Source organism: Pseudovibrio sp. Ad26, assembly GCF_001623285.1.
In the GTDB taxonomy this organism is placed as follows: domain Bacteria; phylum Pseudomonadota; class Alphaproteobacteria; order Rhizobiales; family Stappiaceae; genus Pseudovibrio; species Pseudovibrio ascidiaceicola.
On the sequence record NZ_LMCE01000051.1, the window covers coordinates 1 to 22,421 of the forward strand.

At 50.8% G+C, this 22,421-nt stretch carries 19 protein-coding genes and 1 tRNA gene; 15 read left to right on the plus strand and 5 right to left on the minus strand.

Annotation, left to right across the window (positions count from 1 at the left end):
• Positions 1 to 170 precede the first annotated feature (170 nt).
• From PsAD26_RS12500 to PsAD26_RS12515, 4 genes are all read left to right on the plus strand, one after another.
• Positions 171 to 2,501 (plus strand): DUF6862 domain-containing protein, encoded by a 2,331-nt coding sequence (locus tag PsAD26_RS12500; RefSeq protein WP_063310706.1) that lies wholly within the window; start codon positions 171 to 173, stop codon positions 2,499 to 2,501.
• A gap of 55 nt (positions 2,502 to 2,556) precedes the next feature.
• On the plus strand, positions 2,557 to 2,733 hold the full coding sequence (locus tag PsAD26_RS12505; protein ID WP_193758286.1) for a hypothetical protein: 177 nt from the start codon (positions 2,557 to 2,559) through the stop codon (positions 2,731 to 2,733).
• Positions 2,734 to 2,847: 114 nt separating this feature from the next.
• Complete coding sequence (locus tag PsAD26_RS29355; RefSeq protein ID WP_206600007.1) at positions 2,848 to 3,381, plus strand: TNT domain-containing protein; 534 nt, start codon at positions 2,848 to 2,850, stop codon at positions 3,379 to 3,381.
• 35 nt (positions 3,382 to 3,416) lie between these two features.
• On the plus strand, positions 3,417 to 3,656 hold the full coding sequence (locus PsAD26_RS12515; RefSeq protein WP_063310709.1) for a hypothetical protein: 240 nt from the start codon (positions 3,417 to 3,419) through the stop codon (positions 3,654 to 3,656).
• 537 nt (positions 3,657 to 4,193) lie between these two features.
• On the opposite strand, the gene PsAD26_RS30175 is transcribed toward PsAD26_RS12515, so the two are convergent.
• The 3 genes from PsAD26_RS30175 to PsAD26_RS12535 form a co-directional block, all read right to left on the minus strand.
• Positions 4,194 to 4,535, minus strand: coding sequence for a transposase (locus PsAD26_RS30175; protein WP_244278211.1), 342 nt, complete (start codon positions 4,533 to 4,535; stop codon positions 4,194 to 4,196).
• Positions 4,536 to 4,638: 103 nt separating this feature from the next.
• Positions 4,639 to 5,019: a hypothetical protein gene (locus tag PsAD26_RS30180; RefSeq protein ID WP_063310711.1), complete on the minus strand. Its 381-nt coding sequence runs from the start codon at positions 5,017 to 5,019 to the stop codon at positions 4,639 to 4,641.
• 830 nt (positions 5,020 to 5,849) lie between these two features.
• Positions 5,850 to 5,925 (minus strand) — tRNA-Lys (locus tag PsAD26_RS12535).
• A gap of 761 nt (positions 5,926 to 6,686) precedes the next feature.
• Here PsAD26_RS12535 and PsAD26_RS12540 point away from each other — a divergent pair.
• From PsAD26_RS12540 to PsAD26_RS12555, 4 genes are all read left to right on the plus strand, one after another.
• On the plus strand, positions 6,687 to 7,646 hold the full coding sequence (locus tag PsAD26_RS12540; protein WP_063302262.1) for a TAXI family TRAP transporter solute-binding subunit: 960 nt from the start codon (positions 6,687 to 6,689) through the stop codon (positions 7,644 to 7,646).
• A gap of 128 nt (positions 7,647 to 7,774) precedes the next feature.
• The gene (locus PsAD26_RS12545; RefSeq protein WP_063310712.1) at positions 7,775 to 10,390 is read left to right on the plus strand and encodes a TRAP transporter permease; all 2,616 of its coding nucleotides are present in this window, start codon (positions 7,775 to 7,777) and stop codon (positions 10,388 to 10,390) included.
• 42 nt (positions 10,391 to 10,432) lie between these two features.
• Positions 10,433 to 10,867 carry a universal stress protein gene (locus PsAD26_RS12550; RefSeq protein ID WP_057462369.1) on the plus strand — a complete coding sequence of 145 codons (435 nt, stop codon included), beginning with the start codon at positions 10,433 to 10,435 and terminating at the stop codon, positions 10,865 to 10,867.
• Positions 10,868 to 11,094: 227 nt separating this feature from the next.
• The gene (locus PsAD26_RS12555; protein ID WP_063310713.1) at positions 11,095 to 11,832 is read left to right on the plus strand and encodes a cytochrome c biogenesis CcdA family protein; all 738 of its coding nucleotides are present in this window, start codon (positions 11,095 to 11,097) and stop codon (positions 11,830 to 11,832) included.
• A gap of 76 nt (positions 11,833 to 11,908) precedes the next feature.
• On the opposite strand, the gene PsAD26_RS12560 is transcribed toward PsAD26_RS12555, so the two are convergent.
• Positions 11,909 to 12,841, minus strand: coding sequence for a DMT family transporter (locus PsAD26_RS12560; RefSeq protein ID WP_208985664.1), 933 nt, complete (start codon positions 12,839 to 12,841; stop codon positions 11,909 to 11,911).
• A gap of 96 nt (positions 12,842 to 12,937) precedes the next feature.
• Positions 12,938 to 13,924, minus strand: a complete 987-nt coding sequence (locus PsAD26_RS12565; RefSeq protein ID WP_208985665.1) for a hypothetical protein — start codon at positions 13,922 to 13,924, stop codon at positions 12,938 to 12,940.
• Positions 13,925 to 14,156: 232 nt separating this feature from the next.
• On the opposite strand from PsAD26_RS12565, the gene glmU reads away from it, so the two are divergent.
• The 7 genes from glmU (at position 14,157) to tssI (ending at position 22,419) form a co-directional block, all read left to right on the plus strand.
• Positions 14,157 to 15,515 (plus strand): bifunctional UDP-N-acetylglucosamine diphosphorylase/glucosamine-1-phosphate N-acetyltransferase GlmU, encoded by a 1,359-nt coding sequence (gene glmU, locus PsAD26_RS12570; protein ID WP_063310715.1) that lies wholly within the window; start codon positions 14,157 to 14,159, stop codon positions 15,513 to 15,515.
• A 171-nt stretch (positions 15,516 to 15,686) separates the two neighbouring features.
• Complete coding sequence (glmS, locus tag PsAD26_RS12575) at positions 15,687 to 17,513, plus strand: glutamine--fructose-6-phosphate transaminase (isomerizing) (RefSeq protein ID WP_063310716.1); 1,827 nt, start codon at positions 15,687 to 15,689, stop codon at positions 17,511 to 17,513.
• Positions 17,514 to 18,619: 1,106 nt separating this feature from the next.
• Positions 18,620 to 19,135, plus strand: a complete 516-nt coding sequence (locus PsAD26_RS12585) for an Hcp family type VI secretion system effector (protein WP_057465969.1) — start codon at positions 18,620 to 18,622, stop codon at positions 19,133 to 19,135.
• 118 nt (positions 19,136 to 19,253) lie between these two features.
• Entirely contained in the window at positions 19,254 to 19,550 is a 297-nt protein-coding gene (locus PsAD26_RS12590) for a hypothetical protein (RefSeq protein WP_063310718.1), read from the plus strand.
• Positions 19,550 to 20,446: a hypothetical protein gene (locus PsAD26_RS12595; protein ID WP_063310719.1), complete on the plus strand. Its 897-nt coding sequence runs from the start codon at positions 19,550 to 19,552 to the stop codon at positions 20,444 to 20,446. The genes PsAD26_RS12590 and PsAD26_RS12595 overlap by 1 nt, the downstream gene beginning before the upstream one ends.
• Positions 20,446 to 20,961 carry a hypothetical protein gene (locus PsAD26_RS12600; RefSeq protein WP_063310720.1) on the plus strand — a complete coding sequence of 172 codons (516 nt, stop codon included), beginning with the start codon at positions 20,446 to 20,448 and terminating at the stop codon, positions 20,959 to 20,961. The genes PsAD26_RS12595 and PsAD26_RS12600 overlap by 1 nt, the downstream gene beginning before the upstream one ends.
• A gap of 63 nt (positions 20,962 to 21,024) precedes the next feature.
• Entirely contained in the window at positions 21,025 to 22,419 is a 1,395-nt protein-coding gene (gene tssI / locus PsAD26_RS12605; RefSeq protein ID WP_208985666.1) for a type VI secretion system tip protein TssI/VgrG, read from the plus strand.
• Positions 22,420 to 22,421: the final 2 nt, after the last annotated feature.

Here is a 22,421-nt window from a genome sequence, read left to right on the forward strand (position 1 = left end):
ACGCAGAACTCTTCAAAATCGCCGCTTGCGTTACCACGCGCAAGCCGCTTAACATCAACATGCAAACCGGGCCAAACACGCCGCTATTCAGAAGCTAATTCTGTCTAACTTCATTCGACGACGGACAGGCTGCCATTAATAGCCACCGTGAAGAGTTCTTTGAGCACGTGATGGGCTTGGTCCTCATGACCACCATCACAGAAAACAGCTATGTGGAAACGGCTGTTCTCACTCAATTGCTCGCCGGTCAGGCGTTGAACTTTGACATCGGCGGCGACGCGAGCCTCACGCTCTATGAAGTTGCAGGCGTTGATGCGCAAACCGCTGAGGAGCTCTATCCTGAAGAGTTACTGGCGATTGCTGGTCTTCAGCTTTTGCAAGAGCAGCTGGCCAATGAATATTTCTACGACGAGCAAGTCGCACTCTCGCCCGCCTTTAAGGCGCTAGTGTCTATTGCGGTTGGAGCTTTTGTTGCTCCGGCAATTGTAGGTGCGGCCTTCCCTGGTCTTGCATCGGCCACTGGGACGTTCATGAGTGCCCTTGGCACCGGTCTTGAGGCCTTCACAGCCACCGTCATAGTAGAAAGCCTTGATGGGGCGGTGTCCGGGGACTTTGACATAGGCGACATTCTGGCTGATGCAGCCTTTTCAGGCGTTACCGCAGGCCTGACCTCAGGCATCAATATCGATATTTTGGGAATCACGTCGGAGACTAATCTAGAGCTGTTTAACAGCCTGCTTGGCGATCTCGGTAATGGCAATCTCAGCATAGCGAACATTCTCGATGGAGCATTGGACAACATCATCTCCAACGGCTTGTCATCTGCCGTCTACGGAACCGACTTCACCTCACAATTCGGCCTCTCGATGGTCCGGACAGTCGTTAACCTGGCCATGGCTGATGTTCAATTTGAGATCGGTGAACTCGGGGAAGGTATAGATAACTGGGAAGGGTCATTCTCCCATATGCTTCTGCATGGCCTTACCGGCTGTGCCGCTGCTGAAGCCACCGGTGCAAGCTGTGCCTCAGGCGCTGCTGCGGCTGTGACGCAGAGTATATATTCGAGGGTTGTACAGGATTCCCAGCCGTCACGCGACAACTACAATTCTGATGCCGCGTTTGAGAGCGCATATAAAAAATGGCGCGATAATACCGTTCAAACGGCAGGTGTTCTTGGTGCGCTCGCTGGGTATGTCTTCTCTGGTGGAGAAGCGCAGAATGTCACGACAGGTGATGATATTGCCACCTCTGGCATTGCGAATAACTATCTCTATCATGCAGAAGCGCAGGAGCGGGAACAAGCACGCGGTGATTGTCAGGCTGGAGATCAGGCTGCTTGTCAAAGAGTTGCAGAGCTTGACGCACTGGATCAGCAGCGCGACCAGCACCTGATAGATGTATGCGGTGCCGATATTCATGGGACAGCATGTAAGTCTGCCTTTGAAGATCTGACCCATGCAACCTTCAGCTATCATAGTGAACCACCATCTCTCTATGAAACCCAGCAAGATTATCTTGATGCACTAGGACCTGAAGCTGCTGCCGGGTTGCAGGCTGAATACACGCAGATGAACAAAATGCTGGGCATTTTGTCGGCTGATCCAGAACTTCGACAAGCTGCTGAAGTTGTGTTGCGCAGCTATTTCGTCGAGAATAATGGCGCTGTCATGCGCATGATAACTGGCATTGGTGAAGCAGGTGCTGACGCAGTCTATGGAATGCATAGTCTTGCGCACACAATTGTAACTGATCCAGACCAGTTACGTCAGGCAGTAGCTGCGATCGTAGATGATCCGAGCCTGTTACCAGAAGCCATGTGGGAGCCCTTCAAGACGCGCCTTGATGCCGGTGATATTGCAGGTGCCAGCGGTTATGCACTAGTAGCGGCTCTGGAATTGGTTAGCGGGACAAAAGGCACCATTAACCTCGTCAAAGGTGCATCAACGAATGTTGTTGACATCCTTCGTCTTCGACGTACTGCTGGTGACAGCAATGCTATAAATAGGAGGTCACCATGGTCAGGTGTCGATACCGGTAGCAAAGGTGTCGGCTCGAATGTCCCCGATGATATCGCTGGGTGGGTGAGAGGCGCTGATGGTTCATCGTTGCCGATTAGAAAGAATGCGCAAGGTCTGCCTGATTGGGAGAGATACCTCAGAGACAACGCGTCAGTAACGAACACTTCAGGCGCATTGAACCCTAGTTCGGTCAGGTTTACCCAGAACAGTATTGGTGCGAAGTTTAGCGATGGACGTTCAGTCGATGATCTAATCATAGGTTTGAGGAACGGTTCAGTTGATCCAAGTTCTTTGCCGCCCATTCGAACTTTCGAAGCGAACGGGCAATTATTTTCTTTGGATAACCGCCGACTTTATGCCTATCGGCAAGCCGGTGTGGATGTCCCAACAGTTCCAGCGACAGCAGCCGAAATTGCGAGAGATGCGCGGTTTAAATTTTCTACGATAAACGGAGGGCAGGATATTGCGGTCCGAGGACAATAACCGAGATGTCAAAATTGAATCAACGCAAGATTTTTGTAAGGCGTTGAGTTTCTTGTTGGAAGATCCCACGTTTCCAGAGGAGAACATTCGAACTGTTGCATTTATTGAAGCCATGCAGGCTTGGCTTGAGGCTTTTGAGGGGCGCAACAGTTTGTTTGATGAGCCATCTGATCGTTATGTTACGTGGGCCGATCTTTACAAGTTGTTGCAAGCCGCTGCTATTTATGAATGAAAAGGGTGGAGTTATTCTCTTTCTTCTGGCGGCTGATATTCTGGCATAGCGACAGCCCCCTTCAAAACGCGCCTTGACGCCGGTGATATTGCAGGTGCCAGCGGTTATACACTCGTGGCGGCTCTGGAAGTGGTCAGCGGGACAAAAGGCACCATTAACCTCGTCAAAGGTGTATCAACGAATGTTGTAGATCTTCTCCGTCTTCGCCGCACTGTTGATGGGTATAAAACTGTAAATAGAACACCGGTTACTCACCCAACTAGTTCTCAGTTAGCTAGTGCTGAGAAATTGGGTATCGATCCTCGCTGGGTAAAGCCAAATGGTGAGGTAGATTGGCCTCCGAACTATGGTTTCGACGGACCACCAAAAATCCAAGAGTTACAATCAGGACAAACATTTGACCGTTATGGCGGGCGCTTTGATGAAAAGGGAAACTTCAGTGATCGAGGGACGTTTGTTGCACCTAGAGATGTTCCCTTTGATCAGCGGTCTTTGCCAGACTCGACTAAAAATTCGCCATATAGACAATATGAAGTATTAAAGCCTATTCCACAGGTCAACTCTGGTCGTGCGGCTTCTTGGTTTGGGAAAACAGGTGGTGGAATACAATATCAGCTGCCTATGAGTATCGACGAACTTTTACACTAAGGCTTCATCTCACCGATAAGATAACGGAGTTCTTAATGAACAAGAAAGATATAGCAGAATGCTTCTTTAAATATGCAAAGGCGAAAGGGAACCCATATGAGAGCTTCCCATTAAGAACTGAAGTAGACGAATTTGGAGGCCCTTACCTTGAAATCTCACCAGACGGGAAAATGGCTATTGTCGCGAAGGATAGAGGTAAAGAGTGTTTTCGGAAGGAAACTGATTCTCCCGCTGAGCTTGCTGAATGGGTATATCAGTTATTTAACAGTAACTGATAGCGGCGCTGTCGCAGTAATGAACTTTTAGGCGTTGGAAGTGTTTGCAAATGGTGAAGGAGATCTAATCGAAGGCCCTCAAGTTATCGGCCGGGGTGAGGACTTGCTCTCCGTCTTAGCACCGGCTGTGACAGAAGAAGGCGTTTCTTTCGCTTCAAATCATTTCCCTGAGGAAACCGCCTCCGAATTGATGCTCTGGTCTCAGCTGGTGAAACCAACATCAAGAATCTAAACGCGATGAACAACCTCTTCAGAGAACACATCTAGCAGGAAAGATTGTGGGTTTAGAAGCACGTCGTGCAGATGGAATATAGGTATGGATGAAAGCCTACTGGTACAGGTTAAAAGGAAAAGTTTCCTATGAATTTCCTGGCTCTGCTGAGGATGCTCTAGAGCATGTTGCGTTTAATCGGGGTCATATCCAGCTGCCTTAAAGAAGTTGTAGCATTCCTGTTCGGTAAAGAGATTGGAAACATGGCCTACCGCCTGCCACAGCTCATCGTATGTGCGTGCAGCGGCTCTGCGGATCAGAGCCTTTTATTTTGCGAAGGCCATCTCGATGGGATTCAAATCCGGGCTATAGGGCGGAAGGAACAAAAACCACGCGCCGACAGCCTTCATTGTCGCAGCTGCGGTCGGGCTTTTGTGTGATGACAAATTGTCGAGGATGATCACATCGCCCTTTTGCAGGCTCGGCGCCAACTGGGTTTCGACGTAAAGGTCAAACAATGGCCCGTTCATCGCTCCCTCAATGACCCAGGGAGCATCCAGCCGATCATGCCGCAGAGCGGCAATGAATGTCTGTGTTTTCCAGTGGCCGAAGGGAGCATGATCAATCAGGCGTGAGCCTTTTGCAGACCAGCCGGTAGTCTTGGCCATGTTGGTCTTCAGCGAGGTCTCATCGATAAATCCTATGCGTGACAACAGGCTACGCATGAAAGGTTGGCGTCGTGAGATCCAGATATGGCGCGCCTGCCAAACGTCAGGCCGCTTCTGCTCTGCAGCTTGGAGATCTTTTTTTGTGTGTCAGGCCAAGGCTGCGCAAAACGCGCCAGACAGAGACGCGGTGGACCGTGACGTTGTGCTGCTCCGCCAATTCCAACACCAGATCATTCAGGGTCAAGTCCGGCTTTGTTGCCATCCGCGTTTCGATCCAGCCCCGAAGACTGGCAAGCTTGCCATAGCCGCCGCCATTGCCTTGCGCTCGAGGCTCAAGGCCGCCTGTTTCGCGCTTTAAGATCACCATGTCGTTCACAAATCTAACTGAAACCCTGAACCGAGCCGCTGCTGCCCGATGTGAATGCCCTTCTTCTACGAACGCTATAACTCGTTCGCGAAGCGCCATTGGATGTGACCTGCCCATCTCAAACCTCAAAATCTGCAATGAAGAGAAGGAATCACAGATCGACCATCATGGAAAACCTGAATCAAATACATAGCAACAGGCTCTAGATGCCAATACGAGCGATCATGTCTTCCCGCTGTCTGGCACTCGCTGGCCGCTTCGTCCAAACATAGTAGCCGCTGCAGCTGACACCCATAAAGAAACCAAAGTCGACCAGCAGGATACAAAGAGCTCCTGCGTAAAACCGCTGTCCGTACCTATGATGAGTTATGGCAGGCCGTTGGGCATGTGTGATCTATTTACCGATCAAGAGTGCTACAACTTCTTCATAACAGCTGAATATGAAATTGATTAAAAGCGACACGCTCTAGCAGGAGCGAAATCTTTCTTTCAATATGCTGACGAAGGATAGAATTGCAAAAAGCCTCCCGAAGGAGACTTTGAAATTCTCTTGATAAATCAAGGAGAAGAGTGGTGCCGGCAGCAGGGATCGAACCCGCGACCCCCCTGATTACAAGAAGGCGACAAAAATGGGCTTTAGTCTAATGATATCTAGGCTTGACAGGTGCTCGGTTTGGTAGGCTTGCCTTGAAGCTCTGACGACTTGTGACAGCTCGTTTTCAACTCTGCAATCTGTCAACCCAAGTGGCTTGCTCGTTTGCTGACAACTATGACGACATTCACAGCTTTTCCAAAGCTAAATTATAAGAGGAAATGAGAGGGTTTTGAGGTCAAAAACGGTTCCTGAAACACCGTCATTTGCTTACACAGTGCTTACAAAACGCCTAAATGCAAAAAGCTCCCAGAAGGGAGCTTTGCTAAACCTCTTTATATACCATGAGGTTAAATGGTGAGCCCGCACGGGTTCGAACCGTGGACCTACTGATTAAAAGTCAGTTGCTCTACCAGCTGAGCTACGGGCTCTTGGGCGGGACCGTTAGGTCGCTGCCTGTGAGGGGTCTTCTAAGGATTGCAGGGGCTTAGCGCAAGCGGTTTTTTCGATTTTCCACACGGAGCGTTTTTTGCGCTTATTTACCGCTCTTATGTTGTCTAAGCGATGAAATTACTGAAATCAGCTCAGTGTAAATGTGAGTAGTGAAATGACGTTGGATTTCGCTTTCTTGTTTAACAAGGGGCTCGTTCCTCATCGGCAGAGTGTAGGGTGCGGTGCACAAAATGCGCTTGGGGCTATGATCTGCTCTAAGATGGGAGACCGCTGCAATCATTTCATTCATCCCTTGGTTTTTGGGGTATTATTAGTTCTCTAGGTGAAATAACGTAGAGGTGTTGCTCAAAATGTGGCGTGATACTTCACAAAATCTGTAATACCTTAGTATACTATTTTGTGGAAGCAATCGGCATTTTGCTGGTGTGTCACCTGATTTTTGGCAGTTTTTCGTGAAATATCTGTGGGGCTTTCGCGTGTGCGAAATGCTCATATATCTAAAAATATATATTTGAATCAGTTTGTTAGGTGAATAGATATGCAGCTTGGTTGTTACCAGCAGCCTTGAGAGTTTACTGGTAATCCAAGCAATAGATGTGTACGTATTTCACCGCTTTTGGCATCTTTCATTCTGTGCCAGTGGGAAATAGGCGTGTCTGATGGTTAAAATGCCAAGATTTCCTATTCGCGATACCGTGAGTAACGGGATCGCGCAATTACAACTTAAGTGGAGGTTCGTATGAAACTTAGCAATGTTGCAGTTGGAGCTGCGCTGATTGCGGTTAGCGTTGCAACTGGAGCTTCGGCAGAAAATCGTTTTGTATCCATCGGCACCGGCGGTGTTACCGGTGTTTACTACCCAACCGGTGGTGCGATCTGTCGTCTTGTAAACAAGACCCGTAAAGAGCACGGCATCCGTTGTTCTGTAGAATCTACTGGTGGCTCTGTTTACAACATCAACACCATCCAGAATGGTGAGTTGGAGTTCGGTGTTGCTCAGTCTGACGTTCAGGCGAATGCATACGAAGGTCGCTCCCAGTGGGAAGGCAAGCCTTTCGGTGAGTTGCGCTCCGTATTCTCCGTGCATCCTGAGCCAGTGACAATGCTTGCTTCTAAAGGTTCCGGCGTAAACAACTACACCGACCTTAAGGGTAAGAAAGTCAACATCGGCAACGCAGGTTCCGGTCAGTATGCAACATGGCAGCTTCTTGAAAAAGAAGGTATCGTGAACAAGGCTGATCTCGCTCTGGCAACTGAGCTGAAATCTGCGGAAGCTGGTTCTGCGCTTTGTGACGGCAAAATCGATGCTTACTACTGGCTGGTTGGTCACCCATCTGCATCTACTCAGGAAACTGTAAGCACCTGTGATGCGCAGCTTGTAAACGTTGAAGGTAAAGCGATCGACGATCTGGTCGACAAATACTCCTTCTACCGTAAAGCAACTATCCCAGCAGGCATGTACAACAACGCAGAAGACATCAACACCTTTGGTGTTGGCGCAACCTTCGTTTCTTCCGCAGCAGTGCCTAATGATGTTGTTTACGTCATTGTTAAATCTGTCTTCGAAAACTTCGACGACTTCAAAAAACTGCACCCTGCATTCAAAAACCTGAAAGAAGAAGAGATGATCAAGGCTTCCTTGACAGCTCCTCTGCATGACGGTGCAGTGAAGTACTACAAAGAACGTGGTTGGATGTAATCTACCCAAGTTTTCTACGATGCGGGGCTGTTCTGGCCCCGCATTTTTTGGCTTTCTATGAGATTTAGTAGGTTTCTTGCTCTGCCTTTACAGCTAAGGCAAAGGGGGAACTGTATTTGGGGGTGCAAATGAGTCCAGAACGACACAAAGCGCAAGTTGATGCGCAAGAATTGGTCGCTCAGGCAGATACCGGCGCACGAAGCCTGGCCGGTGGGCTAGGCGTGATGATTGCTGCCATTGCCTTTATCTGGTCCGTCTTTCAGCTTTATGTGGCCTCGAACGTTCCATTTTGGTTGAATGATACCTTTGGCATCAATCTCATTTTCAACAATTCTGCAGTTAGAAACATTCACTTGGCATTTGGCCTGGTGCTTGCTGCTTTTGCATACCCTCTGTTTTCCCGCAGCCCACGACATACCATACCGTGGTATGATTGGGTGCTCGCATTTTTAGGCGCTGCGGCTTGTCTCTACCTTGTGATTATGCGCTCTGAGATCGCTAATCGCGCCGGTCTTCCAACTCAGATGGATCTGATTGTGGCCACCACTGGCCTGACTGTGCTTGCGATTGCGGTTTACCGGAGCCTTGGTCTGCCTCTCGTTATTGTTGCTGCGGTTTTTGTTGGCTACGCAATGTTTGGCAACTCTCCTTGGCTGCCAGACGTCATTCAATGGCGTGGTGCCTCCTATGGTAAAGCCATGTGGCATTACTGGATTCAGGAGGAGGGCGTCTTTGGCGTTGCTGTTGGCGTTTCGGCGTCCATGATCTTCCTGTTTGTGCTGTTTGGTTCGCTGCTGGAGAAAGCTGGCGCGGGTAACTACTTTATCAAGGCCGCGTTTGCGCTTCTTGGGCATTTGCGTGGTGGTCCTGCAAAAGCGGCGGTTCTTGCCTCTGCGATGAGTGGTCTTTACTCTGGTTCTTCCATTGCGAATGTTGTGACCACTGGTACGTTCACCATTCCTTTGATGAAGCGGACCGGCTTTCCTGCTGAAAAGGCGGGTGCTGTTGAGGTGGCTTCCTCTGTGAATGGTCAGCTGATGCCGCCTGTGATGGGGGCTGCAGCCTTCCTGATCGCTGAATTCACTGGCACCAGTTATCATCAGGTTGTCATTCACGCCTTCATTCCAGCTGTGATTTCTTACATCGCACTGGTGTACATCGTGCACCTTGAAGCGTTGAAGATGAACCTGAAAGGTCTGCCTAAGCCTCCGGTTCATGTAACCATTTTGCAGCGCTTGATTGGTGTTCTGACAGGCTTTATCGGTATCACACTTGTGGGTGCTGCCGTGTATTACGGTCTGGGCTGGACGAAGACTGCATTCCCGGCGCTCACGTTCCCTGTTGTGCTTGCGTTGTTTGCTGCTGGCTATTTGTGGTTGGTGTACATCGCCGCGCAGGTTCCAGACCTTGAGGTGGACGATCCTAATGCGCCGGTGAGTGAGTTGCCTGCTGCTGGTGATGTTGGCCGTACCGGTTACTACTTCATCCTGCCGATTGTTGTTCTGATCTGGTGTATTCTCGTCGAGCGGTTCTCACCGTCCTTGTCTGCGTTTTACGCGACTATGGCGATGACCTTCATCGTTGTGACCCAGCATCAGCTGAAAGCGTTCTTCCGTAAAGAATCTCAGGCCGGCCGTACATGGCAGGGTATTGTGGACTTCGTTGAAGGCATGATCGGCGGTGCTCGCAACATGATCGGCATTGCAGTCGCAACAGCTGCTGCGGGTATCATCGTGGGGACTGTGTCTTTGACCGGTATGCACCAGATGATTGCTGCATTGGTTGAATTCCTGTCTGGCGGTAACCTGTTGCTGATGCTGGTGCTGGTTGCGGTGATGAGTTTGATCCTTGGTATGGGACTACCAACCACAGCGAACTACCTTGTTGTGTCCTCTCTGATGGCGCTGGTTGTTGTGGACCTTGGTGAACAGACCGGATTTATCGTTCCACTGATCGCAGTTCACTTCTTCGTCTTCTACTTCGGCATTATGGCCGATGTGACGCCTCCGGTGGGGCTAGCCGCCTTTGCGGCAGCTGCGATCAGTCGTGGTGATCCGATCAAGACCGGTGTTCAGGGCTTTATCTACTCTTTGCGTACTGCAGCCCTCCCGTTCCTGTTTATCTTCAACACAGATCTTCTGCTGATTGATGTTGAGCCACTTCAGGCTGTCTTTGTCTTTATCGTCTCGGTTGTGGCGATGATGTTGTTTGCTGCGGCAACGCAAGGGTACTTCTTTGCGCGCTCCCGTCTGTGGGAATCCGTAACGCTGCTTCTCATTGCGTTTACACTGTTCCGCCCGGGCTTCTGGCTCGACCAGGTGCAGGATCCGTACGTAACTGCCACAGGTCCGCAGATCATGGAGATGGTTGGTGATGCGCAGCCGGGTGATATGGTGCGTCTTAACCTCGCAGGTCCGGATTTTGATGACATGGATAAAATCCTGACACTGACATTGCCTCTATCTATTGGTGATGAGCAGGGGGCTGACGCACGACTTGACGCATCTGGCCTGGTTACCATGCAGGATGATGGAGCTGTGGTGCTTGATGAACCATTCCCAGGCACGACATTTGCTGAGAAACTGCAGGGCTTTGACTTTTACGGAGATGTTCCGGTTGTGATTGTAAGCTCTCAGGTGGATGCAGAACGACTGCCAAAACAGTTGTTCTATATTCCGGCTTTGCTTCTGCTTTTGCTGGTTGTTGCACTTCAACGTCGACGCCAAACACAGCCCGCTTTTTAAGCGGGCTGTGCCATAAAACTATAATTTTTGAGGAGTTGGGAAATGTACTCCAATATCTTGCTGCCTTTGGATTTGAACGAAGAAAGCAGCTGGAAAACTGCGCTTCCCGTGGCTGTTGATCTGGCTCGTCATTACAAAGCACAGCTTCATGTGGTGACGGTTCTGCCAGACTTTGGCAAATCTATCGTTGGTGGTTACTTCGCTCGCGAGTTTGAAACTGAGGCTTTGGAGCGTACGCGTGAGGCTCTTGAAGAGTTTCTTGATACGCAGCTTCCTGATGAGGAGCTGGATGTGAAAGGGCATATCGCCCACGGAACAATTTACGAAGAGATCACAAGCGCGGCGGATAAGCTGGGCACTGATCTGATTGTTCTGTCTTCGCATCGTCCTGAGCTAAAGGACTTCTTGCTTGGACCGAATGCGGCGCGTGTTGTGCGCCATGCCAACCAGTCTGTGCTGGTTGTTCGTGACAACTAAAGGTTACAGTTGATATTTGCGGTCGACGGTAGGTAGTGGTTCCTGCCTACCGTTCACCAAAATGTGTCGCAGATTTTCTTGCCTGTTTGACGAAACACATCCAACTTTCAGCAAAATTGTATATATAAGCCTTGGTGATCTATTGATAGACTATGATGATGTCACGCTCCCGCGCGTGCAAGCGTCAGGTCCTATAGATGCATTCCAAGTGGAATTAGGATAGCTATATGTTGCAAGACATCACCCTTTGGGGCGCTTTTTTCGCAGGCATTTTGTCTTTTGTTTCTCCCTGCGTTTTGCCGCTGGTGCCGCCATATCTTGGGTATATTGCTGGCTTGTCCATTGAAGAAGTGACGAGCGAGGAAAAGAGCGCCGTACAGAGCAACCGGGTGATGATAGCCGCGATGTGTTTCGTCGCTGGCTTCTCAACAGTGTTTGTGTTGCTTGGCGCAAGTGCGTCGTTCCTTGGCCAGTTTGTTCTGCAGTATTCTCAGTACCTTGCTTATCTCGCTGGCGGCATGATCATTGTCATGGGGCTGCATTTCCTTGGCGCCTTTAAAATTGGGTTCCTTTACCGCGAGGCGCGTGTGCAGATTGACCGTCAGCCAGGTGGATTTGGTGGTGCTTATCTGATGGGGCTTGCCTTTGGTTTTGGCTGGACGCCGTGTATTGGTCCAGTTCTGGCGAGTATTCTCTTGATTGCAGGTACCCAGGCTTCAGTTAACCAGGGCGTTATTCTGCTTGCGGCCTATGCGCTGGGTATTGGTGTGCCGTTCATGATTGCTGCGATGTTTGCAGGGCCGTTTATGGGCTTCATGGCGCGCTTTCGTAAGCACATGGGTATGGTTGAGAAGGTTATGGGGGCATTTCTTGTGCTCACCGGTGTTGGCTTCTTAACCGGGTATATTCAAGCGCTTTCATTCTGGTTGCTCGAAACATTCCCGGTCTTTTCGCAGATCGGCTAATGGCAGCTCCAGATTTTGATATGAAAAAAGCAGGCTTCAGGCCTGCTTTTTTGTGTTTGGAGTGCTGCTTTAGATACTAAGCGCTGGCTTTTCGCCGGAATAAGCTTGCGGGCAAGGTTGCCAGCAGAAGCCCTGCCATGATTGGGATGAAGCCCAAATAATGGAACATCTGGAGCTGCTCTCCCAGAAACAGCACTGCCATGCCAACACCATATGGCGTCATCAGATACATGAACATGCCAGCAATCGATGGGCCAACCAGACGGATACTGAACTGGTAGGTCAGGAAAGAGGCCACAGAAGCGATTAGCGCGACACCTGCGATAGACATCCAGACTTCGCCTGTATTCGGTACGGAAGCTGTGATTGCCATCTCAGCGATTGCGAATGGCGCTAGGATGATGGTTCCGAGAATGGCGAGGATCGCAAACAGAGGTGCCGTTGAGATTGCCTGTAATTGGCTTTTCTTGATGAGTACGGAGTAAATTGCCCAGCTCAGCGTGCACAGGGCAAACAACAAGTCACCGCTGTTAAGTTGCAAGCTGAGTAGATTGCCGAGCGAGCCTTTGGTCACAATCACAAAGACACCAATGATAGCAAGCGAGATACCTGCAAGCTCTCTTGTTGCGACGGCTCGTCCGCGGAAGAGCCATTCAAGCGCCAAAATAAGAGCTGGGGCTGCTGAATAGATCAATGTTCCATTGGTAGCGGAGGTTTCTTTCAGTGCCAAATAGACAATAGCTCCGCAGATCCACATTGCGAGGAAGGCCATGAAGCTAAGAAGCTTCAGGTTTTTCCGGATCAGCGGCATGTTGGCTTTCAGCTCACGATATGTGAACGGCAAAAGAATAAGCGAGGCAAGACCCCATCTAAAAAATGCAAGGGTCCATGGCTCGGTATGAGCAATGGCAGGTTTGGCAATTATGATGTTGGAGCTCATGAAAATGGGCATGAGAAACAACAGGGCGTAGGTTGAGGCCCAATTTGAGCTCGTTGATGAATTAGACACGCATGGTATTCCGAAAAGACCTGTCACGCATAGGGATGCCCTTACATCATTGCTGATGAATGCCCCAATGCTCAGGTGCAAAAAGATGAGAGCAATTTATTGGAAAATGGTAGGCATGCAATTGACTTTTTCTCGCGCCAGTCTTGCGCACACAACAGCGGTGTCTGCTGCATTGTAAAACGGGCCAGCTGTCAGCGTATACTTTGTAGCGCCGTCTACTTTTGCAGCAGAGATGCGCGTCTTCAGATCACCAAGCAGCAGCGGGTTACTGTCTTTTAGCTTTAGCCACTTGCTCTCCAGCAGGTTTGTGTCTTCGAAATTACCTAGTTCAATCGCAAAGGATGTGCGCAGAATTCTGCGGGAGCCTGATTGGCGAAGTTTGCCTGCTGCCGGGGTTTTTTGAAACTCTGGCATATTGAGAGGCACTGCATTTTCGGTAATGGATGCAACAGTCTCTGGATCGGTGGTTGTTGGCAAGGCGATGGTGGTAAGTGTACCAACTTCAGAGAGTTTGATGTCTGGCAGCGGGCTTGCTGTGGCGGTTGGTGCTGAAATTTGTAAGAGTTCAGGTGCTGGCAGGGTTTCTATTGGTGTGGTCGGCTCTTGCTTCGGCTTGACTGAGATTTTGGCTGGAGCCGAGGTGGTTTCCGCTTTTGATGTTTCTTGGGCGGTTGCTTCATCAAACGCGTTTACATGGCTAGATAGTCTGCGATTTTGCTCGGTAAGGCGCAGCACGGAACGGCGCAGAGATATAATTTCTTCCCTTACAATGCGCAGCTCTTTTGAGTTTTGCAGGCCCTGTTGTGATTCGTTTCTGGGTGCATCGCTATACACCTGAAAGGCGTTTTGCGCTGTTTGACTGCCAATAGAGGCGGTTGTGGCAACCGGGCCGGGAGCCGGGAGAGGGAGCGTGATTTGCGAATAAAGTGCCTGTTGGGAGGCGAATTTGCCGGGCATCTGAACTGCGGAGGCGGCGAGGGCGACAAACGAGAGCGCAGCAATACCCCATGCAAGAACGGTAATACGTTCTCGCAGGACTTCCGGTTTCTGTCGTAACTCGTTGATTTTATGAGGAAGTCTCAAAGCTTCCAGTCGCCCCGTATTCGAATCTAATCCTAACTATATGTATTACCTTGGTTTTTTATGGTTAACAAAGTGCAAATGCAATCTGAAAAAGATGCATTAAACACTATCTGCTACTTCTAATGGGTGTTTTGATTTTCTTGGTGAAAGCACGGGGATGTCCTTTGAAATGTCAAAGCACTCGTGCAATTTGCCTGTCAGTTTTTAATTCTAAGTCTCCCAAGGGGTTTGCATGTCCAATAGTTCTTGTTTGGCAATTGTTCTGGCTGCTGGATTAGGAACGCGTATGCGTTCGGCCCTGCCAAAGGTGATGCATGAGATCGGTGGACTGCCGCTTGTGGGGCACGTCCTCAACTCCGTTATGCATGCTGGCGCTGACAATGTCGCCGTTGTGGTCGGTCCTGAGATGGCGAAGCTGGAGGAGCATGTTGCCCTGCGCGTTCCTGGCGCAACGTGTCACGTTCAGGTGGACCGACTGGGTACTGCACATGCTGTCAAGGCCGCCGAGGAAGCTTATAAAGATGCCTCTGATCATGTTCTCGTTCTTTTCGGAGATACTCCGCTTGTGAAGGCTGATACGCTGCATCGTCTACGAGCGCGTTTGTCTGGCGGTGCGGATGTTGTCGTGCTTGGCTTTGAGGCTGACGATCCATTTGGTTATGGTCGTTTGCTTGAGAGTGATGGCGAACTTGTTGCGATCCGTGAAGAAAAAGAAGCAACAGATGAAGAACGCAGAGTCACTCTTTGCAATGCGGGTATCATGGCGTTCAAGGGCAAGGCTCTGCCTGATTTGATTGCGGAAATCAAAAACGACAATGCGAAGGGCGAGTACTATCTGACCGATGCTGTCGAGGTGGCGCGTAGCAAAGGGATGAAGGTTGTTTCTGAACTTGCTGATGAGAAGGAAGTTCAGGGTATCAATAACCGGGCCCAACTTGCATCCTGTGAAGCTGTCTTCCAGCAAGTGCAGCGCGAAACTTTCATGGAAAACGGTGTGACATTGCGTGCACCAGAGACGGTCTATTTCTCATTTGATACTGAGATTGAACCGGATGTGATTGTGGAGCCAAACGTGGTGTTTGGTCCGGGCGTGCATGTTGACGGTGGAGCCCGCGTCCGCGCGTTCTCCCATCTGGAGAATGCGCATGTGAGTGTTGATGCGACTGTGGGGCCCTATGCTCGTCTGCGTCCTGGCGCTGAGATTGGCGAGGGGGCTCACATCGGCAACTTTGTTGAGATCAAGAACGCAACGATCGAGGCTGGTGCCAAAGTCAATCATCTTTCCTACATTGGTGATGCACGCATTGGTGCGAAATCCAATATCGGAGCGGGTACAATCACCTGCAACTATGATGGTTATCTGAAGCATCACACAGATATCGGTGCAGGCAGTTTTGTTGGCTCAGACAGCGTACTTGTTGCGCCTGTGAAGTTGGGTGACGGCGCTTTTGTTGCTGCTGGGTCTGTAGTGACCTTTGATGTGCCAGCGGACGCACTGGCGATTGGCCGAGGCCAGCAGGTCAATAAAGAAGGTCGTGCCGCTGCAATGCGTGAAAAGCTTGCTGCGGCTAAAGCTTCAAGAAAGGACTGAGTAATATTAGTGCACACTGCTGAGGCTAGCGGTGCGCTTGCTCAATTATCCTCAAGCTGTAACGAAACGAAACACGGATTGATTTCCCTCGCATAGGAGCATCGGGCTAAAGACTTGGCCTAAAGTTGATGCTCGCATCAGTTGCGAGGTGGGAATTCAAGGAGAACATATATGTGCGGTATTGTCGGAATTTTGGGGCAGACACCTGTTGCACCATTGCTGGTAGATGCGCTGAAACGGCTTGAGTATCGCGGATATGACTCTGCTGGTATTGCAACTGTCCAAGATGGTGCGTTGGTTCGCCGCCGTGCGAAAGGGAAACTGCGCAATCTGGAAGCTGTGCTGGAAGGCAACCCTCTTGGCGGTGTGAGCGGCATTGGCCATACCCGTTGGGCTACGCATGGTGCTCCGACTGTTGAGAATGCGCATCCACACGCCTCTGATGGCGTCATGGTCGTCCACAATGGTATCATCGAGAACTTCCTTGAGTTGCGCGAAGAGGTGCGCGGTGCAGGTGTGAAACTTTCCACTGAAACGGATTCTGAAGTTGTAGCTCACCTGATTTCGCTCGAAGTTAAAAGCGGTAAAGCTCCGCAGGATGCTGTTGCTGCCGTTCTTGGTCGTCTGAAAGGTGCATTTTCTCTTGCGATCTTGTTTGCCGATCAGGATGATCTGATGATTGGCGCACGTCGTGGCTCGCCACTTGCTGTTGGATATGGTGAGGGCGAAATGTTCCTCGGATCTGACGCAATTGCACTGTCTCCGTTTACTGACCGCATCAGCTACCTTGAAGAGGGCGACTGGGTTGTTTTGACACGCGCTGGGGCGCAGATCTTTGACGAGAACAACTCTGTTGTTGAGCGTGTGGTTCAGACCTCCAGCGTCAGCTCAACCATGATGGACAAGGGCAACTACCGTCACTTCATGGCAAAAGAAATCCACGAGCAGCCAGAGGTTCTGGGGCACGCGATTTCCCAGTACCTGAAGTTTAATGAAGGTAAAGTGACCCTGCCTGAGGGCAATGATTTTGACTTCTCCAAGATCAATCGATTGGTGATTTCTGCGTGCGGTACTGCGTATTACGCTGGTCTCACTGCGAAGTACTGGTTTGAGAAGTATGCTCGCCTTCCGGTAGATATCGATATCGCTTCGGAATTCCGTTATCGCGAAATGCCTCTGGGCGAAGGTGATCTGGCGCTGTTCATTTCCCAGTCCGGTGAGACAGCAGATACTCTGGCATCGCTGCGCTATTGTAAAGAGCAGGGCATGACCATCGGTGCGGTGGTTAACGTGCCAGAGAGCACGATTGCACGTGAATCTGATCTGGTATTTCCGATCTTTGCAGGACCTGAAATTGGCGTCGCGTCTACGAAAGCCTTCACGTGTCAGCTGGCAGTGCTTGCCAGCCTTGCCGTACTTGCTGGTCGTCAGCGTGGAAGCTTGACTGAAGCTCAGGAAAAAGAGCTGGTTGGTGCTCTTTCCGAGCTTCCAGCACATGCGATGCAGGCTTTGAAGCTAGAGCCAGAGATTGAGAAGCTGGCACCATGGATGTCCAAGAAGCATCATGCGTTGTTCCTTGGTCGTGGGACGAGCTTCCCATTGGCACTGGAAGGTGCGCTGAAGCTGAAGGAGCTTTCTTACATTCATGCAGAAGGCTATGCAGCAGGTGAGCTGAAGCATGGCCCAATTGCACTGATTGATGAGAATATGCCAGTACTGGTTGTGGCGCCGTTTGATGGCGTTTACGAGAAGACTGTTTCCAATATGCAGGAAGTAGCAGCTCGTGGCGGTGAGATTGCTCTGTTTACGGATGAAAAGGGCGCTGAGGCTGCAGGTGTTGCTGCTGACCAGATGATTATTCTGCCAGAACTCCCTGAAATCGTCGCGCCACTCATCTACGCCCTGCCGCTGCAGATGCTTTCCTACCACACCGCCGTGTTCATGGGCACAGACGTGGATCAGCCACGGAATCTAGCCAAGTCTGTTACGGTCGAATAATTACTTAGAAACGCTGACGGTCTTTTGTCGGCAAGTAAGAAAGTTGCCTACTGAAACCGCCAGTCTACTGTTTGCTTTGCGAGCAGTAGACTGGCGGTTTTTCCATGGTAGGTAAGAACATAGCGTTTGCTGATGCCTAGTTTGCAAAACTGATTGAAGATGGGCGAGGGAGCGGAGCGTATTCTGAATACAAACCCTGGCTGACTGTTCGGGACTTGCCGTCTCTTGGTAGGGTAAATGGCGCCTTCGGTCATAAATCGAAGAGAACCCATCACCTTCTGTCTGAGCTTGAACTTTCCATGTTTCTGCTGCTTGAATGGCATAGTTAAGTTACGCAAATCAACCGATCTGTCCATACAGCTTCGACGGAGAATGCGTGCGCTGGACTGCGAGAACTCAGATGAGTAAGAAGAGCATTACTGAACATTCATTCTCTGTGGATCTCTTACCTCTTCTCACAGCCACGCCTTACGGTTGTTTTCAATATATTACGTGTGCTGCTGCACATGAAAGCACTTGCAGGCTGATGAAAACAGGGGATCAGACCCGCTGAGCAGCATCTTTCAACTGATGATGCTTCTGTCTCCCCCCATACTCACAAATCGGTGAAACGGATTCAGGTATACTGTCGATTGTGCTTTCTGGAGCTAAGGAAGGGAATTCGAAAACCTGTAAGATTGCCGCTCCAGATTGCTGGATCTGTATGGTGCATATGCGAAAGATGTTCGAAATACCTCTTGCATTACAAGGGCTTGCCAGAAATGGCCTAGGGTTGGTTGTTTTTGGATAGTCTTTTAATTGTGTTTTTTCAATAGGTTATCTGTGGTTTCTTAAAGTGCTCCGGTTTTATCTGGCCATTTTTGGCCAGATCTTCTGCTGCGTTATGTGTCCTTATCAACTTTTGATAGTAAGTGCAGCACGCCTTTAGAATTTTTATTTCACTAGAACTTTCAACGGCTTGGCGTTTTTAGCGTTGTTTTTCTTTCAGAATTATCCTGTCTGGTACAGGATTTGCTTTTGTTTGGGCGAGTGCCGGGCAAGGGGAGCTTGCTGGTGCTGCCCCTCGTTGAGTGGGTTTCATTTATGTCTTTTTAAAGGAGCGGCTTATGCCAACACCAGCCTATATCACCATTGAAGGGTCAACTCAGGGTCCAATCACTCAGGGCGCGTTTACTGAAGATTCCGTCGGTAACGTGTGGCAGGAAGGCCATGAAGACGAGATCATGGTGCAGGCCATTGATCACACCGTCATCATTCCTCGTGATATCCAGTCCGGCCAGCCAGCTGGTCAGCGCGTGCACACTCCGTTCAAGTTCACCTGCTCCATGAACAAGTCCATCCCGCTGCTGTATAATGCGCTGGTCTCTGGTGAGATGCTGCCTAAGTGTGAAGTTAAATGGTACCGCACCAACTCTTCCGGCAAGCAGGAGCATTTCTTCACCACTTCCTTTGAAGATGCGCTGATCACCAACATTGAGTGTGGTCTGCCACATTGTCAGGATCCAAAGAACGCTGACTTCACTCAGCTGATCACCATTGAACTGTCTTACCGCAAGATCATGTGGGAGCACACAGTCTCCGGCACCTCTGGTGCCGACGACTGGCGCGCGCCTGCAGCTTAAGTCTCTATCCTCATTGAGGATGGAAGTCAGATCCGGGCCAGCTTTGGCCCGGACACTGCCTATGGGCGAGTTAAACGATAGGCAGTCTTTGATTTGGGCCTGATCTGCGGAGTTGAATATGCAACCTGTCTCTGGCAAAGCCTCAGCAAAGCGCGGCTACTTGCGCAGCTTCTTTCGCAGCTTGCTGTGGCGGCGGCGCAAGGTAGAGGCGATTGCAGAAGCTGCACCCAAAGAGTGCGATCCGGCAGGCACAGCGCATGTGGTTCTGCAAGGTCGTGATCGGCCTGAGCGCTCGTCAGATGCACTGCACGAAGACCTGTCTGAAGAGCTGGAGATCCGGGGTTTTCTGGATCAGTTTCCCGGCCATCGGTTGATGGTCAAACCCGGGGATCAGCCGCACAAGGAGATATTCTGATGGTCTATCCGTTGGCGGAGCAGAGACTGGCGCAGCAACATAGTGCCGCTCATGATGTAAATCCGGTTCAGGATGAGGCAATAGCGGTCTCTCTTGAGGCGTTTGCTCAGGCGATCGTGGATGCCCATCAAGGCATGGCGCTTATGACCGGCGGTGCTTTAGATCTGGCCACATTGCCCGGCACATTGCTGGACAGCCGGTCTGGACATCAGCTTTTGAAAGAGATCGGCATCAAGGGGCGTTATTACACAAAGATAGCCAATGGGAAGACCTACGTCATCTTCAAAGGCTATCCTGCCGTGCGCGAGGTTCTTAAGGGGACACGGTATCTGTCGTCTTCTCCAAAGGTTGTTGCTTTTGGAATTGGACCTGAAGCCATTCGGGCAGGTGGCCGGGCGAATGCGGTGATTATGATCACCTGTTATGTGGCTCTGGATATCATGCAGTTCATCATGAGCGATACACAGCTTTACAGTGAACTGTTTGCCAACATCATTGTCGATGTGGCGATCGGGGCTGTCGCCATTGGAGCTGGTATGGCCGCAGCAGCAGCTGGGGCACTTCTGGCAGGTGCTATCACGACAGTTGCTATTCCTGCCCTTGCCATTACGGCTGGTGCCATTGTCGTTGGCATGGCTGTTGGCATGGCGCTTGGACAACTGGACAAGATGTTTGGCCTGCGAGAAAAACTGTCTGCTGCCCTGCGCTGGACTGGTGAGGCTGTTGCGCGCGGCCTTCAAAAAACCGGACAAGTTATTCACGAAGCACAAGTTTCCATGCGCCAAAAGGTGGAAGAACTTGAACGCCGCAGCAATCGGTTTTTCTATGATCTGGAACGCGAGACCATCTGGCACTTTGGCGGCCCTGATCTTTACAACCAGATCTACAGGCGGTGATGATGATCAACTGGTACATCGATAAGACCATTCAATTTGGCCAGTGGATTGGCCGGGATCCGCGCAGAGCACACGGGTTTGCTGCCGCACTTGATCTTTTGATGGTGTTTTTGGTGTGGAGTACGGTCTCTGATTTTCTTTATGCGCAGCAAGTCATTGAACTCCGGCAAGATAACTTTGAAATTGCTCATGGGATCCAGGCTTTGGCTCTTGGATCTGTTGCGATCCCCATTGCTCATTTTGTCTTCACGCCCTGGGGCCATCAACGGCTGCAATGGTCTGTCAAAACATATCTCATTCTCATTTTCGGATCGCTCCTGATCTTTGCGACCGCTGGCAACCTATGGGCGCAATCAATTGGGCAAAGAGCGCGAGACGAAGGGTACCAACTCTGCCAGAACGAGTTCTTCGCGCCGGCAAAATCCTTCCATACCTACGCGCGTCCAGGCACTTTATGTCCCGCTGATGAATGGCATGCCAAACCCTATCCGCCGCCGGGGGCAGACCTCAACTAAGTTCGCCTGATCACTCCTAATTCTTACACGTCCTTCGTTTTTCCTTTTGCCAGTGAGTTTGTTATGAATGCTATTGTCCAAATCCCGCAGCTCTTTCAACAACAAGATCTGGCCTTCACCTTTGCAGCGCCTGCGCAGCCGGAGGCCGGATTGCTGGTCACCGGGTTCTCGGCAACGGAGCGCCTTAACGGGCTCACGCAGATCCAGATTGAACTGGCTAGCCCTGACAATGCGCTGGACTTGCATAGCCTGCTGGATACGCCCGCAACGCTGACCATTCATCATAAATACGAGGGCCTGCGTCATCTCTCCGGAGTGATTGCCGAAATTGCCCGTGGCAATGAAGGCCATCACCGCACCAGTTACTCGCTCACCTTGCTGCCTAGCCTGCATCGGCTCGCCCATGGTTCTGACTGCCGGATCTTTCAGAAGAAGAGCGTACCCGAGATCGTCAAGATCCTGCTTAAAGAACATGGCGTAGAGGATGTGAAGTGGGATCTGACCGAGCCTCATGAGGCCCGCGAATACTGCGTGCAGTACCGGGAAAGCCACTTAAGCTTTTTAGATCGCATCACGGCAGAGGAAGGCATCTGGTACTACTTCACCTATGGCGCCAACGGCCAGCATACCCTGCACTTCATTGATAACCCGCAGATTGTGTCCGAGCTACCAGACCAGCCGAAGCTGGAATATAACAGCATGGCCGGTGGGGCGGTCAAAGGCGTTTATTGCAACAGCTTTGTCCTGCGCGAGCAGCTGCGCGCCACCAGCTTCATGCAGCGCGACTATTCGTTCAAGAACCCACCTTATAACCAGCAACACACCCATCAGCGCGGTGAGGACAACGGTTCTGCTGGAGACTATGCGCTCTATGAATATCCGGGACGTTACAAGGCAGACGGTGTTGGCAAGCCGTTCACAAAACACCGGCTGGAGGCAGCTCGTGTAGAGGCCACCACAGGTCATGGCGCCACCAATGCCATTCACCTGATGGTGGGCCATCAGTTTGCCCTCACGGACCACCCGAACGGCGACTACAACATTAAGTATCATTTGCTCACCGTCTCGCATCAGGGCAGTCAGCCGCAGGCCGTGGCTGAGGAAGCTGGCAGTGGCTCCACCACTTACAGTGCCGGGTTTGAGGTCATGCCTGCGCGCCTGCCATACCGGCCCAAACTACAGCAAAAGCCCTTGGTGGATGGCCCTCAGATCGCTCATGTCACCGGGCCGGAAGGTGAAGAGATTTACTGCGATGAGCATGGCCGGGTGAAAGTCTGGTTCCCATGGGATCGCCACGGCAAGAAGAACGACACCTCCTCCTGCTGGATCCGCGTTTCCTCCAACTGGGCCGGCGCCAGCTGGGGCCACATCGCCATCCCCCGCATTGGCCACGAGGTCATCGTAGACTTCCTCGAAGGCGACCCAGACCAGCCAATCATCACAGGGCGCAATGATTAAAC